This window comes from Mycobacterium sp. (assembly GCF_035633495.1).
Lineage (GTDB): Bacteria > Actinomycetota > Actinomycetes > Mycobacteriales > Mycobacteriaceae > Mycobacterium.
Map to the genome: position 1 here is coordinate 1 of NZ_DASQEU010000097.1, position 14,421 is coordinate 14,421.

General features: G+C 65.5%; 9 protein-coding genes and 3 pseudogenes. 8 read left to right on the top strand and 4 right to left on the bottom strand.

Features of this window, described 5'->3' with window-relative positions:
* From VET27_RS14730 to VET27_RS14745, 4 genes are all read right to left on the bottom strand, one after another.
* A partial coding sequence (locus tag VET27_RS14730) for a lycopene cyclase family protein (RefSeq protein ID WP_526519328.1) occupies positions 1 to 1,002 on the bottom strand: 1,002 nt, incomplete at its 3' end.
* Between the two features lie 1,023 nt (positions 1,003 to 2,025).
* On the bottom strand, positions 2,026 to 2,400 hold the full coding sequence (locus VET27_RS14735) for a hypothetical protein (protein WP_526519330.1): 375 nt from the start codon (positions 2,398 to 2,400) through the stop codon (positions 2,026 to 2,028).
* 24 nt (positions 2,401 to 2,424) lie between these two features.
* Entirely contained in the window at positions 2,425 to 2,877 is a 453-nt protein-coding gene (locus VET27_RS14740) for a hypothetical protein (protein WP_526519332.1), read from the bottom strand.
* Between the two features lie 58 nt (positions 2,878 to 2,935).
* Complete coding sequence (locus VET27_RS14745; RefSeq protein ID WP_526519334.1) at positions 2,936 to 4,717, bottom strand: winged helix-turn-helix domain-containing protein; 1,782 nt, start codon at positions 4,715 to 4,717, stop codon at positions 2,936 to 2,938.
* Positions 4,718 to 5,673: 956 nt separating this feature from the next.
* On the opposite strand from VET27_RS14745, the pseudogene VET27_RS14750 reads away from it, so the two are divergent.
* The 8 genes and pseudogenes from VET27_RS14750 to VET27_RS14785 form a co-directional block, all read left to right on the top strand.
* Positions 5,674 to 6,311: pseudogene (locus VET27_RS14750) on the top strand (DsbA family protein).
* Positions 6,312 to 6,643: 332 nt separating this feature from the next.
* Entirely contained in the window at positions 6,644 to 8,677 is a 2,034-nt protein-coding gene (locus VET27_RS14755; RefSeq protein WP_526519336.1) for a toprim domain-containing protein, read from the top strand.
* Positions 8,678 to 8,686: 9 nt separating this feature from the next.
* A complete protein-coding gene (locus tag VET27_RS14760) occupies positions 8,687 to 10,816 on the top strand; it encodes a DNA gyrase subunit A (protein ID WP_526519338.1) in 2,130 nt (709 codons plus the stop codon).
* An 89-nt stretch (positions 10,817 to 10,905) separates the two neighbouring features.
* Entirely contained in the window at positions 10,906 to 11,667 is a 762-nt protein-coding gene (locus VET27_RS14765) for a glycoside hydrolase domain-containing protein (protein WP_526519344.1), read from the top strand.
* Between the two features lie 44 nt (positions 11,668 to 11,711).
* Positions 11,712 to 11,958, top strand: a pseudogene (locus VET27_RS14770) (NADP oxidoreductase); the annotation flags it as partial.
* A gap of 123 nt (positions 11,959 to 12,081) precedes the next feature.
* A complete protein-coding gene (locus tag VET27_RS14775; RefSeq protein WP_526519340.1) occupies positions 12,082 to 13,038 on the top strand; it encodes a hypothetical protein in 957 nt (318 codons plus the stop codon).
* A 48-nt stretch (positions 13,039 to 13,086) separates the two neighbouring features.
* Positions 13,087 to 13,314 (top strand): annotated as a pseudogene (locus VET27_RS14780) (IS3 family transposase); the annotation flags it as partial.
* A 219-nt stretch (positions 13,315 to 13,533) separates the two neighbouring features.
* Positions 13,534 to 14,421: ISL3 family transposase (locus VET27_RS14785; protein ID WP_526519342.1), on the top strand; the 888-nt coding region annotated here is incomplete at its 3' end.

The window sequence follows — 14,421 nt, forward strand, 5'->3', positions numbered from 1 at the left end:
GGCCATGGCCTGCAGCTGCACCGAGTCGAACCAGCGATGCCGGGCCGGATAAGGCGGCGCGACGTCGACCGGCGTGTCCCGGGCCGGGCCGCCCGCCGCTGCCCATAGGGCCACCGCGTGCCCGTCGCGAAGCATCGCCGCGAAGGTGTACCCGGTCGAGCCGCGCGTCGCTCCTCCCGCGGTGCCGATCCGCAGCACACGTGAGGACGGGCGCCGGGTGAACTGCGCATCCGTCATGGGGATCGCGCCGGTCTCCACGTGCTCGGGGGTGACGTTCCCGGCGACGCCCAGCAGGTCCAGGTAGGAGCGCAGGGCCGCGTCGTAGCCCGCGTCGTCGAGCCGGTCGGGTGAGAACTCGGTGTACTCGGCCAACGCCCGCCCGTCGGGCAGCGGGAGCAGGTACCCGAACGAGAGCCCCGCCTGTGGCTGCGGGGTCCGGAAGTCCATGAAGCTCGCGGTGGTCTCCCCGACGGCACCGGGCGGCAAGAGCCAACCGCGGAAGTGCTGCCACCACCAGACCGACGGGGCTCGTGCAGGTGCACTCGGGCGGGAGTCCAGCACGAGGCCACCCTCGGCCCCGCCGCCGTCCCAGGTGACCGACGTCGTCGTGCCCCGCTGCGAGACCGACGTGACCGCCGCGTGGACCCGGGTCACGTGCAGGTGCGGAGCCCGCGCTGCCCGGTCCTCGGTGAGCTCGGCGAGATCGGTCGAGCGGATCAGGTGATACCGCAGCGGGTCGAGGTCCAGGAGCAGATCGGAGCGGGGCCCACGGACCCGGACGTGACGCCAGGACGCGGTGACGGCCGGGGCGACGCTGGGAGTCCCCTCGGCCCAGAAGCTCCACGTGCGGTGCCGTGCGGCAGTGTCGGCCAGCGGCACAGGGTCCACCACGAGCACGGAGAGGTCGCGAGCCAGGCCTCCGCTGAGGTCCAGGTGCGCCAGGGCGTGCAGCACGGCCGTGGCTGCCCCGCCGCCCCCGGCGCAGATGATGTCGTGCCTCACGACCTGATCTTTGCAGGCCACGCGATGCTGGGGTGGTCGTCAGTCCTATGAGGCCCCATTTTTACGCGCTCCCGACGCCCCCTCCCCGACGTCACCCGGAGCCGTCCGTTTCCTGCGTTTGATTCCCCCCTACCTGCATCGCCTGCCCGTTGTGCTCAAGGGCGCGCTTGAGGAAAGAGACCCTCGTGAATTCGTCGAGAAGATAGGACGCGATGAACTCCGTCCACTGCTTGCGTCCTTGCGTTGTCCATGTGTTGCAGTGTTCGATGGCGCACCGCAGCCATCACAATTCCCTCTGGGTCAGTCCGCGGAATTGCCTTCAACGCCTCGGACAGTTGTCGTACCGGCTTCAGCCTTTGCGCAACATCGGGCGTCACCTCAAGGCCAGTCGCATTGAGCTCCCGCAGATCCCGCGCGACGTCGTCGTTGCCGAAGTAGGTCCACGGTTTGGTATCTCGCTTCGGCCCCCAGTCGAGTGGCATCGGGTTCCAGCTGCCATCGAAGGTCAAGTGCCCCTTCAGAATCGTCCACATGTGGTCGGGTGGGCACAGTATGGACAGCAGGCCAGCCAGCTATTCGGTGCGAGAGGCTGGCTCTCGCGCGTGAGCATCAGTTGGTCTAATGGCAGCATTGCCGTGACACGCTTGTCGCGTCCGCTGATTTGCCTGGCGCCCGGCACATGCGCGTGCGCTGCGAATTACTGGATCATCTATACACCCTGGCCGAGCAATGTTTCGGCGTTCCGTAACCTGTAGCCACCGCCGGGTTCGACTCTGCAGATACATCGGATGAAGACCCTTCTCCGGTAGCTGTGGATTGTTCCTGACCGAGCACAGTATCGACGGAGTGGGACACCGGTCGGTCAGACGCTCGGACACGGCTCCTTCGAGCGACGGCGTGACCAAAAAGTCAAGCCAACCGACCCCATGCAACCCGGGACACATCACACTTCTTGGGAAGGTTGGAGTCATGTCAGGTGATGCCCGAGATCCGGTACACGGTTTCGAGACACTCACGTGTGGCCTATTTCGAGACGGCGTTCAGTTCTGCACGGGCCTGGTCGATTTGGTCGTATGCGTACGTCGCCATGGACGCCGCGGTCATCGTCTCGCCCTTGCGGGCGAGCGATTCGTACGTCTGGTTGCCGAGGACTTCGCGTAGGTGGGCGATCGCGGTGGTGATCTCGGGGAAGGCCGCCCTCGTGAGGGGGCTGATGGCGAAGCCGGCGATGGTGGCCGCCGGCTCAGCGCGTCCGAACCGGTCGAAAAGGGCGACGAGGACCGCCAGCGGGCTACGGATCAAGGTGGTGCTGCCCGCGTCGTGGAGGTTGCGGATCGACACGGTGACGTAGTCGAGCGCGGCCAGCGGATCTCCGCACTCGGCCTCGAGTTGGGACACGATGCTTGCCAGAAGTGACTCGTCCTAGCGGTTGCCGCTGTCGTGAGAAATCACGAGGCCCCGGCGCAGGACGTCAAGCGCTGCAGCGGGATCGGCGGCGCGGAGAGCGATCCCGCAAGCGAGAAGCGCCGCCGAGAGTACATGCGGGTTGCGGATGGCCTCGGCGGCCTCGATCAGCCCGTTCGCGGCTGCCCTCGCCTCCTTATCCGAACCGGCGAGCGCCAGTGAAATCACGAGGCATGCCCTGGTGAGCGTGTGAGTGTCGCGGCCGGTTGCGAGCTGGGCGCGACACGACTCGGCCCATCGTTCAGGCTGGCCGATGTCGACGTACGCAGCACCAAGCAGGCCCGCGAAGCCGAACGGCACGTCGTGGCGGCCACTGCCGATTACCAGCTGGGCGGCGTCGGCGTAGCGGACAGCGGCCTCGATCCGGCCCACCCTCCAGTGCTGTGCCGCCACCACGTACAGGAACGCCAACCGGTGATGGTCGACGGCCCGAGCGGGCTCGATGAGTTCTTCGGCCCAGGCTATCGGCTCATACTTGTTCGACCAGACTGCAGAGAAACGCCGCGTAGGTGGCGATGGTGGCGGCGACATCGAGGTCGCCGGCCCGGTCGCCGTGGTCGGCCGCCCACCGAAACGCCGTCCGCAGATTGGCCAGCTCGACGGTGAACCACGCGTACACCTCCCTCTGCCGGGGACTGTCCCACAGGGCCAGGACGGCGGCTTCGCGGCCGGCGAAGTGGCGGGCATGCGCGGCCCTGGCCTCGGTCGCCGCACCGTGTGCGACGAGTTGCTCCTCGGCGAACTGGCGGATCGTCTCGAGCATCGTAAATCGGGTCCGTCCCGATGACCGATCGGCCACCAGCAGCGACTTGCGCACCACGGCATCGAGCAGATCCAGGGTGGCGTAGTCATCGGGACCATCGAATCCCGCTATCGCGCAAACGCTTTCGAGGTCGAAGCCGCCGGTGAACACCGCACACCGTTCCAGCAGCGCCTTCTCGGCGTCCTCGAGGTGGTCGTAGGACCACGCCACCGCGTGGCGCAGCGTCTGGTGGCGTTCCAGCCCGCGCCGCGACCCGACCAGCAACCGGAACCGCTGATCGAGACGATCACGCACCTCGCTGGCCGTCATGGACGCCATCCGCGAGGCCGCCAACTCGATTGCCAACGGGATACCGTCGAGTCGGCGACAGATCTCCAGCACCGCGGCCCCTTCGTCGGCCTCGGCCACCGAGAAGTGCGGCGCCACGCCGTGGGCGCGGTCGACGAACAGGCTCACCGCTGCCGAGTCGGTCCCCTCGTCAACGTCCAGCGAGGGCACCGGCCACAATTGCTCGTCGGCGACCCCCAAACCTTCCCGGCTGGTGGCCAAGACCTTCACAGTGGCGGAGTGCGCGAGAATCGCCTCAATCAAATCAGCGGCGGCGTCGCGCACGTGTTCGCAGTTGTCGATGACCAACAACCGGACTCGGCCCTCCAGTGCGGCGGCCACGCTGTCAGCCACGCTCTTACCCGTTTGTTGGGTGAAGCCCAGTACCGCAGCCACCGCGCTAGGCACCGCAGCCGGATCAGTGACAGCGGCCAGCTCGAAAACCCAGACGCCCTCTGGGAACTCATCAGCCAGGGCCGCCGCGACGGCCAATGCGAGGCGGGTCTTGCCGACCCCACCCACGCCGGTCAACGTCACCAGCTGATGCGCTCGCACAGCAGCTTCGATCTCGGCGACCTCCGACTCGCGACCGATAAAGCTGGTGACGGGCGGCCGTAGGTTCCCAGGGCTCGAATCGAGTGTCTTCAAGGGTGGGAAATCAGCCCGCAGCCCCGGCGCTCGTACCTGAAACAACCCGACAGGCATCGGAACATCCCGCAAGCGCCGCGGTCCCAGATCGACCAGGTCTACTCCGCTGAGCAGTACCGCTGTTGAATCGGCGAGCAGGATCTGATCACCGTGACCGGCGGCCATCACCCGCGCAGCACGGTTGAGCACCGCGCCGAAGTAGTCACCGTCGCGCGGCTCGGCTTCCCCGGTCGCCAGCCCCATCCGCACCGGCAACGCGAGCGCCCGCTGCGCGGCCACCGCTGCATCCACCGCGGACTTCGGCGACGAGAACGCGGCGCACACCCCGTCACCGGTGTGCTTGAACAGGAAGCCGCCGTGCGTTTGGATCGCCCCGCGCAGAACCTCGTCGTGCGCGGCTAGCGCCGTCCGCATCGCATCGGCGTCCGCTTCCCACCGACGCGTCGAACCCTCGACATCGGTGAACAAAAACGTTACGACCCCCGAAGGGGCAGCCGCCAGATCAACTGGCACCCACACAGAATCTCACAACAGACACGCTCCTACCTCGCACATCGGGTCGATCCGAACCGATCGCCGGCTCACGTGCTTCTGCAGACGAACTTCCTCGAGTCACAGATGTCGGATGACGACCTGAGTCGTGAGTCACCGGCCCCGTGGACCGATCGCGCCGGCACAAGGAACTGGCCATGGAGCTGGCGGGCGGTGAGGCGAATCCGGCGCGTCATCGCGCCGCGATCCTCACGATTCGGGTTCGCGCTCACGGCTGCAGTAATACGACCGTGGCCAAGGACCGCGCACGACACGCCTTGCCCCGCCTCCTCAAAGTGACAACGCGGACCGAATACCATTGGCAAATAGTCGATTATGAATTCGACTTTGAGAAGATGGGGTCGAATTTGAGAACGTACAGTAGCAGCTGTCGAGATGCAGCGAAGATTGACCGGAATCGCCGGGCTACTTTGACCAATCTTCGGCGTGTCGCGGAAGTCGGTCAATCTTCGTTGCATAAACCCTGGTGAACCGTGAAATGAAGCGCCGCATCCCGTAAGGCGGGCGCTGCATGCGAAGCGATATTTCGGAACACGATCGCGGCCGGGCTTGGCGGGCGATGGGCCGACGGGTGCATGCCGTACCGCACAGATGGCACCAGCTCGAGGTGGACGAGGATTGAGGCGGTCGTCGCGACGGGTCGATTCGACGCACTCATGGTCGAGGACCAGGTCGCGGTGTGGAACGACAAAGCCCGTGAGGTAAGCCATTTGGTCGAAGTCGAACTCGTGCGCCGGTGGCCCAACCTTCCGGCCCGACTATTAGCTGATTGTCATCAGCAACGGGTACGTGGACTCGGACGAGATGGCGATGACGCATGGACTCGGCAGCTGAGCGATGGTTGATGGCTGCGCCGACTTCCGCCCCCAAGGGCAGGACATGATGGAGCCATGATCTCGACGATGGTGAACCGATTGATGCGTGTTGGCGGGGCAGGCCTCGGCGTGTTCGCGGCGCTCCTGATGTGGGGCCCCGCCAGCCTGGCGCACGGGGCCGTGGCAGCACCGGCTGGCGATGCAATCTCGATCGGCGACCCCAATGCGCCCGGGCAGATTGCCCTTTACGTGGATCCGCTGTGTCCATACAGCGGCAGGATGATTCGTGCGCAGGGCGACGAGATCGGCAAGCGAATCGCGGCCGGCACGCTCCGCGTGAACCTTCGGTACGTCGACTTCCTGGACAAGTACTCCGCCAGCGGCACATATGCCAGCCGAGCGATCTACGCGACCTACGTGGTAGCTGGTCAATCGCAAGCCAGTGACATCACGTGGCGATTCGTCGAGCAGATCTACTCGGCCGACCTACAACCCAAAGAGAAAGGGTCCACGGATCTGAGCAACGATCAATTGGCTGATGCGGCCGATCGCGTCGGCGCTCCTCAGCAGGCCCAAGATCTCATTAAGGTGGGCCTACCGATCGGTTACGACCCGCACGCCATCGCCGCACACAATCTCACTGTCCTGCAAACCTTTCCGAAGCCTGGGTACCGCTGGTGGTGATCGATGATCGATCTGTCGACGGGGAGTCGGACTGGCTGGCTCAGCTGCCGCACTGAGGCGCGCCCATGTGGGCCGGACCGCTTGTCGAACACACGCTGCCGGCCCTTTGAAAGGCGTTTCCAGCCGTCCCTTGGCGGGCCAGCCCACCGCGGGCAGCGACACCTGAACGCGCACAACACAGTTCACCTCAGAGCTGGCATAGTTGAAGCTTCAGCGCAGCCAACTCGACGGGGCCTGGGTGCTCGCCGATGACTTCACCCGGCAGGTAAGGGCATCGATTTTCAGCTGACGCCGTTCATCCGGACCTGCCACTGAGGTCCTCGCCTGTCGGATCGACCGTCTACCATTCCTCCGGCACCCCAACCGGCATTGATGGAGAAGACCAGCAGTGAGTTACACCGCCGCCGACATCACCGAGCTCGACGATGTCCAACACACACGCCTGCGGCCTGCGGTGAACCTCGGCCTGGACGTGCTCAACACCGCGCTGCGCGAGCTGGTGGACAACGCGGTCGAAGAGGTCGCCGATCCCAGCCACGGCGGGTCAACCGTGACGATCACCTTGCACACCGATGGATCGGTCAGCGTCGCCGACGACGGCCGGGGCTTGCCCGTCGACTCTGACCCGGTGAACGGGAAGAACGGCATCGTCAAGACGCTGGGAACCGCGCGGGCGGGCGGTAAGTTCTCCGTACACGCCGACGCTGCCAGCACGGGTGCCGGCCTGAACGGAATCGGCGCCGCGGCAGCGGTATTCATCTCCTCGCGGACCGACGTTACGGTGCGCCGAGCCGGAAAGACCTACCTCCAGAGTTTCGGCAGCGGCTATCCAGGCGTGTTCGACGGCAAGGACTTCGACCCGGCCGCCCCATTCACCCGCGCTGACGCGCAGAACCTGCGTGGTGTTGGCAATCGCAAGCCGGACGCGCACGGCACCACGGTGCGAATCCTGTTCGATCCGGCGGTGGTGCCAGATTCCAGCGTCAATATCGGCGAAGTTCTGCTGCGGGCACACGCTGCATCGCGGATGTCGCGAGGTGTGCACCTGGTCGTCGTCGACGAAGGCTGGCCCGGCGAGGAGATTCCGCCAGCGTTGATCGAGCCGTTCAGCGGCCCCTGGGGCACCGACACGCTCCTGGACCTCATGTGCACCGCCGCCGGCACACCCCTACCGGGCGTCCGCGCCGTCGTGGAGGGTCGAGGCGAGTACACCACCGGCCGCGGCCCCACCCCGTTTCGCTGGTCGTTGACCGCTGGCCCGGCCGAACCGGCGACGGTGGCCGCGTTCTGCAATACCGTGCGCACCCCCGGCGGCGGATCTCATCTGACGGCCGCGGTGAAGGGGCTCTCCGAAGCGCTGGCCGACCGCGCTTCACGGATCCGCGACCTGGGCCTGGCCAAAGGCGAAGAAGGCCCGGAAGCACAAGACTTCGATGCCGTCACAGCGCTGGCGGTCGACACCCGCGCACCCGACGTGGCCTGGGACTCACAAGCCAAGACCGCGGTGTCATCCCGGTCGCTGAACATGGCGATGGCCCCGGACGTGGCGCGTAGCGTCACCATCTGGGCGGCCAACCCCGCCAACGGCGACGCTGTGTCACTGTGGACGAAACTGGCCCTGGAGTCTGCGCGGGCACGGCGCAGTGCCGAAGGAGCGAAGGCCCGATCCCGTGCGGCGTCCAAGGCCAAGGGCCTTGGGACGAATCTGTCGCTGCCACCGAAGCTGCTGCCCAGCAGGGAGACCGGACGCGGATCGGGTGCCGAGTTGTTTCTGTGTGAGGGCGATTCGGCGCTGGGCACGATCAAAGCAGCCCGCGACGCCACGTTCCAGGCGGCCTTCCCACTGAAAGGCAAGCCGCCCAACGTCTACGGATTCACCGTGAGCAAGGCGCGGATCAAAGACGAGTTCGACTCGATCGAACGCATCCTAGGCTGCGGGCTACGCGACCACTGCGACCCGGAGCAATGCCGCTACGACCGGATCCTGTTCGCCTCCGACGCCGACCCCGACGGCGGCAACATCAACTCCAGCCTGATCTCGATGTTCCTGGAGTTCTACCGCCCGCTCGTCGAAGCCGGGATGGTCTACGTCACGCTACCGCCGCTGTTCGTCGTCAAAGACGGCAGCGAGCGGATCTACTGCCAGGACGAGTCCGAGCGCGACGCCGCCGTCGCCCAGCTGCGCGCCACCTCCAAGCGCAAGGTGGAAGTGCAGCGCAACAAGGGCCTTGGCGAGATGGATGCCGACGACTTCTGGAACACCGTGCTGGATCCGCAGCGGCGCACGGTCATTCGGGTGCATCTCGACGACGGTGAAAAGAATCTGCACCACACGCTGTTCGGCGGGCCGCCCGAGGGTAGGCGCACGTGGATGGCCGATGTCGCATCCCGTGTCGACACCTTGGCTCTCGACCTCGACTAGGAGCACGACATGACTGCCATCATCGAGCAGAACCCCGACTTGGTGCTCGACCAGAGCGCCGATGACTACTGGAACCACTACCAGCTGACGTTCGCGCTCTACAGCGTCAGCGACCGTGCCATCCCCTCCGCATTCGACGGACTCAAGCCCGGCCAGCGACGTCTGCTCTACCAGATGCACGATTCCCGACTGTTGCCCGGCAACAAACCGCAGAAGTCCTCGAAGGTCTGCTCGGCCGTCACCGGCAACCTGCATCCGCACGGCGGCGCGTCGATGTACGGGGCCGCGGCACTGATGGCGGCCGAGTTCCAGCGCGTGAAAGTCATTGACGGGCAGGGCGCGTTCCCCCGCATTCAGGGTGACATCCCCGCGGCTGACCGCTACACCGAGATGCGCCTGTCGGCGCCCGGTGCAGCGCTGACCGCCGAACTCGACGATCACGCCGTGCCGATGGTGACCACCTTCGACGGCGAATGGACCGAACCGACGGTGCTGCCAGCCCGTTGGCCGGTGCTGCTCTGCAATGGGGCCGTCGGCATCGCCGAGGGTTGGGCCACCAAAGTGCCTGCGCACAATCCGCGCGAGATCATGGCCGCCTGCCGAGCGCTGCTGGCCAAGCCGAACCTGTCGGACGACAAGCTGACCGAGCTGATTCCCGGCCCGGACTGGGGATGCGGATCCACGGTGGTCGGCACGGCCGGGTTACGTGAATACATGACCACCGGCCGGGGAGCGTTCACGGTGCGCGGCTCGATGACGGTCGACGGGAAGAACGTCATCGTCACCGAACTGCCTCCTGGCGTGGCCAGTTCGACTGTGCAGGAGAGGATCCGGGCCCTGGTCGAGTCCGGCGAAATGTCCGGCGTAGCCGATATGTCCGATCTGACCGACCGGCGCAACGGGCTCCGCATCGTCGTCACCGCCAAACGCGGCCACAGTGCCGAGACCATCCGTGAGCAACTGCTCGCGCTGACACCGCTGGAGTCGACGTTCGCCGCCAGCCTGGTCGCCCTCGATGAGGACCGGGTGCCGCGCTGGTGGTCGGTGCGTGAGCTGATCGCCGCGTTCCTGTCCCTGCGCGATTCGGTGGTGTTGCGTCGCAGCGAGTATCGGTTGGAGAGAGTCACCGCGCGACGCCATCTGGTCGCCGGCTTGCTGACGATCCACCTGGACATCGATGCCGCGGTGGCGGTGATTCGTGGATCAGACACCGTCGACGAGGCCCGCCAGGGCCTGCAAGACCGTTTCTCGATCGACGCCGAGCAGGCCGATTACGTCCTGGGACTTCAGCTTCGTCGACTGACCCGACTCGACGTGATCGAGCTGCAGGCCGAGGCGGACAAGCTGGACGCCGAGTTCGCGGCGTTGACCGAGCTGGTGTCGAGTCCTGATGCACGACGCAAGGTAATCAACAACGAGCTGAAAGAGACGGCAAAACTGTTCGACGGACCCGAGTTCGATCGCCGCACGGTGCTGGACGCCTCGGCGACCCCGGTGACGTCCAGTGCTGAGGAGGACGGGACACGCGAGCGAAAAGTCAACGCCGCCTGGCGACTCGATGATCGCGGGGTGTTCTCCGACAGCCACGGCGACCTGCTCACCTCAGGTCTGGGCTGGGCAGTGTGGACCGACGGGCGCATCAAGTTCACCGCCGGCAGTGGTCTGCCGTACAAAATCCGCGACATCCCCGTCGCGCCCGACATCACCGGGCTGCTGCGCTCGGGAGTGCTGGCGCCTGGTTCGCATCTGGCACTGGTGACTCGGCGCGGGAAGGTCCTTCGCATCGACCCCGCCGCGGTGAATCCGCAGGGCGCCGCCGGCAACGGGGTGGCCGGAGTGAAGCTGACAGATCCCGGCGATGAGGTCATCGCCGCGCTGCCACTCACCTGCAGTAACGGCGAGGCCATCCTGTCGAAGTCTGAAAAGAGTTGGAAGGTAACCGAAGTCGCCGACATCGCGGTGAAGGGCCGTGGTGGCGCCGGCGTCGGATTTCACCCGTTCGTCAACGGTGAGGACGCCCTGCTTTCCGTGTCGGTCTCTGCGGCCGGGTTCGTGCGCGGCACCAAGGCCGTGCGGGCCGAGAAGCGCGCGAAGGCGTCGGTCAAGGGTTCCGGCGGGGACGTGACGCCGGCTGGGTAGGTGCAGTAACGGTGCGGCATCGAACCGGCATCGAACCCTCGATGTCACAGTAGCCACAGTCGCCACTTTGTTAACATCGGCCGGTGCCAATGACCCGGCGCGCTGCACTGCGCTACGCCACCGCAGCGTCGGCGCTGGCCGGGATCAGTGTGGCAGCGGGTGCCGGCGCACCGTCGGCGGCGGCGGCCGCTCCCACGCTGATTGACTACGCCATGCGCCAGATCCCAGCACAGGACATCCGGGCCGCCGGCCACGCCGGGGTGATCAACTACGTCTCGACATCGCGGCCTGGCTCGTCCTTTGGCGCCAAGCCGATCACCCTGCCCTACGCCCAGTCGCTGACCGCCACCGGTTTGGTGATCGTCAGCAACTACCAATTTGGCAAGCCGGGCGGGACAGCGCCGTCGGATTTCACCCGCGGGTACGCCGGTGGCGTCGCCGACGGTCGCACCGGCTGGCAGCTCCATACCGCCGCGGGTGGCGGCCAGAGCGCACCGATCTTCTTCAGCGTCGATGACGACATCGACCGCGAGACGTGGAACAACGTCGTGCTGCAGTGGTTTCGCGGAATCAATTCGGTTATCGGCGTGCAGCGCACCGGGATCTACGGGGGCATCAAAGCGTGCAAGTGGGCTGCGGCCGATGGCGTCATCGGCAGGTCGCGTTCGCCCGGCCACGTGTGGGCCTGGCAGACACGGTCCTGGTCTGGTGGTCAGATCTACCCCGCCGCGGTTCTCCACCAGCGCATCGTGGCCACCGCGTCGAATCCCGGGCCGGTGGTCGGTGGGATTGAAGTCGATGTCAATGACGTGTTGGCCCAGGATTGCGGCCAGTGGAACTTCCATCCGTGAGGACAGGAGTCAGTGACCGTCCGGGAAAGTTTCCCTCTAGGCTCGGCACTCCGAACCGCATCGCACTCCCGATCGCCGGCGAGGACGGCCCGGGCCGTGAGCTGGTCCACGGCATCGTCGAACAAACAACTTGGATTCGATCCCATTGATGCCGGTCCGATTTCCGAATGGTGGCGACAGTAGCCCGGAACGCTTTTGTACGGCATAGATTTCGGCGCGGACGATACGCGCGAGGCGCTTACCGAGGCGACGCCCGAACGAACGTCCGAATGGAGCGCGCGTACAGCGTGAGTCGGTTTCGCCAGGTCGTCGGGCACCGATCGTCTCGGGGTGTGGATAGCCTCTGCCCACCTCCACACCGTCGGCGCATGACAACTCACCTGGCTTGTCGGTGCGACGCGCCACACTGAAGCCATGTCGAACGAGTTACTCGCAGACTTCACAGACTGGCTCGATGAAGACGCCGCGGACGCGAGGGAGTTGGTGAAGCACGCGGAAGCGTTTGTGCGGTGGCGAGCCAACACGCCTTTGGAGACGCTCGACGAAGAAGACGTCTACACCTTCTTGCTCGATTGGTGCCCCCGCCAACTTGAACTTCCCGCAGATGTGGCCGGTGAGGTGTGCGAGGCGATGGTGGAGTTCAGCTTGTTCCTCAGCCACATGGGACGCCTACGAGGTGGTCCTGACCATGGCAGATTACTTGCGCGCCTCGCGAACACGCTCGAAAGTGCTATGTGCGCAGCGATCACCGAGCACACCAACTTCAACATGACGAAGCCGCCGGAGGCCGACGTCGTTGGTCATGCGCCCGACCTGACCGCGGTAGATGTGGACACTCTGGCGAGCGTGATGAGTTCTGCTCCGAGGAAACAGCATTCGATATTTCTCGCCGCGTGGCAGCCTGCTTTGCCGGGGTCAGCGCGGGCTGGAATCGTCGCGGCTTCGATCATCAACTCAACGGATGCGCGGTCCAGGTTGGTCGGACTCCACCTGCTCGGAATGTTCGATACAGACGTGGCCGAACCGCACATGCGACAACTACTCGACACCGCAACGGCCGGGCATGCGGCAGTCTGGTTGCTCGATCACGGGCTGGCCGACGGCGATACCGTCGGCGGGTTCATTACCCCGGGCGTCATGGTGGACATACTGTCCCAGCTGATCGACCATCCGGACGTCTTATGCCAGCAGTTTCTCGATGGCCACGACCCCGACGGCATGCTCGACTTCTTCTGGCGTCACCCGGCAACCGAGACAGCAAGAGTGCTCGAGACACTGGGGCGGCACCTGCCTGACCAGGTGCTCGCCAAGCAGGCGCGCAGGGCGCTGATCAAACACCGAAGCTGGCTCGCCGACAAAAACCGCTCATGATGGTTCAGTCCGATCCCGCGTTCTACACGAATCCCGACCCCCTCCGGATCACGTAAGTTCGTTGGGGCACTACCGCACAACGGATTACATGGGTCAACGGGCCGCGTCGCCGTGTGCGGAGACGATGCCACCATTGAATGGCTCTTCGCACTTCTGCAATGCAACGTGCTCGATCGACACCGATGGTCCACTCGAGCCGAACTACGACTGGCCATCGCGACCTGGATCGAGCGCAGCTACCGCCGACGCCTTAGACAACGCGCCTTCGGCAAGCTGCATCGACGACGATTGTGGCGGAAGTTCGACGGCACAAGCCTGGATATTGCGGTTCGCGACTTGGTTCGAGAACCTCGCATGAGTCGTTCATATAGTGGGGCTTTGGGCTCTTCTGACGTATCTGTGGGTGATTTAGGGGCCGAATAGGGGGCGCACGCCGTTGTCCCCGTAGCGTTCTGGCTTGTCTACGGTCAGGTCGCTACGGATACGGATAACGGCGTGCGCAACAACAGGATATGGGCCGGGGTTCTCGGTGTCGAAAAGACGGTCGTGGAAGCGGTCGAGTTCGACGAAGACCAGGGGTGTGTGGTGGTCTCGGTGCGGCCGAGGTCCCAAGCCCGGTCACGGTGCGGGATGTGTCAGCGTCGGTGCCCAGGCTATGACAACGGGCCGGGGCGCCGGCGGTGGAGGGCGCTGGATGCCGGGTTGACCTCGGTGTTCATCGAGGCGCGGACGCCGCGGGTGTCGTGCCGTGAGCATGGGGTCGTCGTCGCGGCCGTGCCCTGGGCGCGGCACGGGGCCGGGCACACCAAGTCCTTCGATGAGACCGTGGCTTGGCTGGCGACGCGGTGTTCGAAAGGGGCGGTGTGTGAGTTGACGCAGATCGCCTGGCGCACGGTTGGTTCCATCCTCGATCGGGTATGGGCGGAAACCTGTGAGACCTTCGATCGTTTCGAGGGGTTACGCCGAATCGGGATCGACGAGATCTCTTACAAGAAGGGCCACAAGTATTTGACGGTGGTCGTTGATCACGATTCGGGCCGGCTGGTGTGGGCGGCGCAGGGCCGTAACGCAGCCACTCTGCGGCTGTTCTTCGATGCACTCGGCGAGGCGCGGTGCGCGGCGATCACCCATGTCACCGCCGATGCCGCCGCATGGATCGCGAAAGTCGTCACCGAACGCTGCCCCGAGGCGATACGGTGTGCGGATCCGTTTCATGTGGTGGCCTGGGCCACCGCCGCGCTCGATGAGGTACGCCGCGGAACGTGGAACCGGGCCCGTGCGAAAGCACTGCCCCGCAAGAGGTTCGGCAAACGCGGTCGGCCTCGGGCTGGCACCGGCAACGCTCTCGACGCGGATCGGGAACAGGCCACTGTAGTGAAGAAG

Coding starts and splice junctions, on each gene's coding strand:
- VET27_RS14760 (WP_526519338.1), top strand. CDS start 8,687: ATGACTGCCATCATCGAGCAGAACCCCGACTTGGTGCTCGACCAGAGC.
- VET27_RS14765 (WP_526519344.1), top strand. CDS start 10,906: ATGACCCGGCGCGCTGCACTGCGCTACGCCACCGCAGCGTCGGCGCTG.
- VET27_RS14775 (WP_526519340.1), top strand. CDS start 12,082: ATGTCGAACGAGTTACTCGCAGACTTCACAGACTGGCTCGATGAAGAC.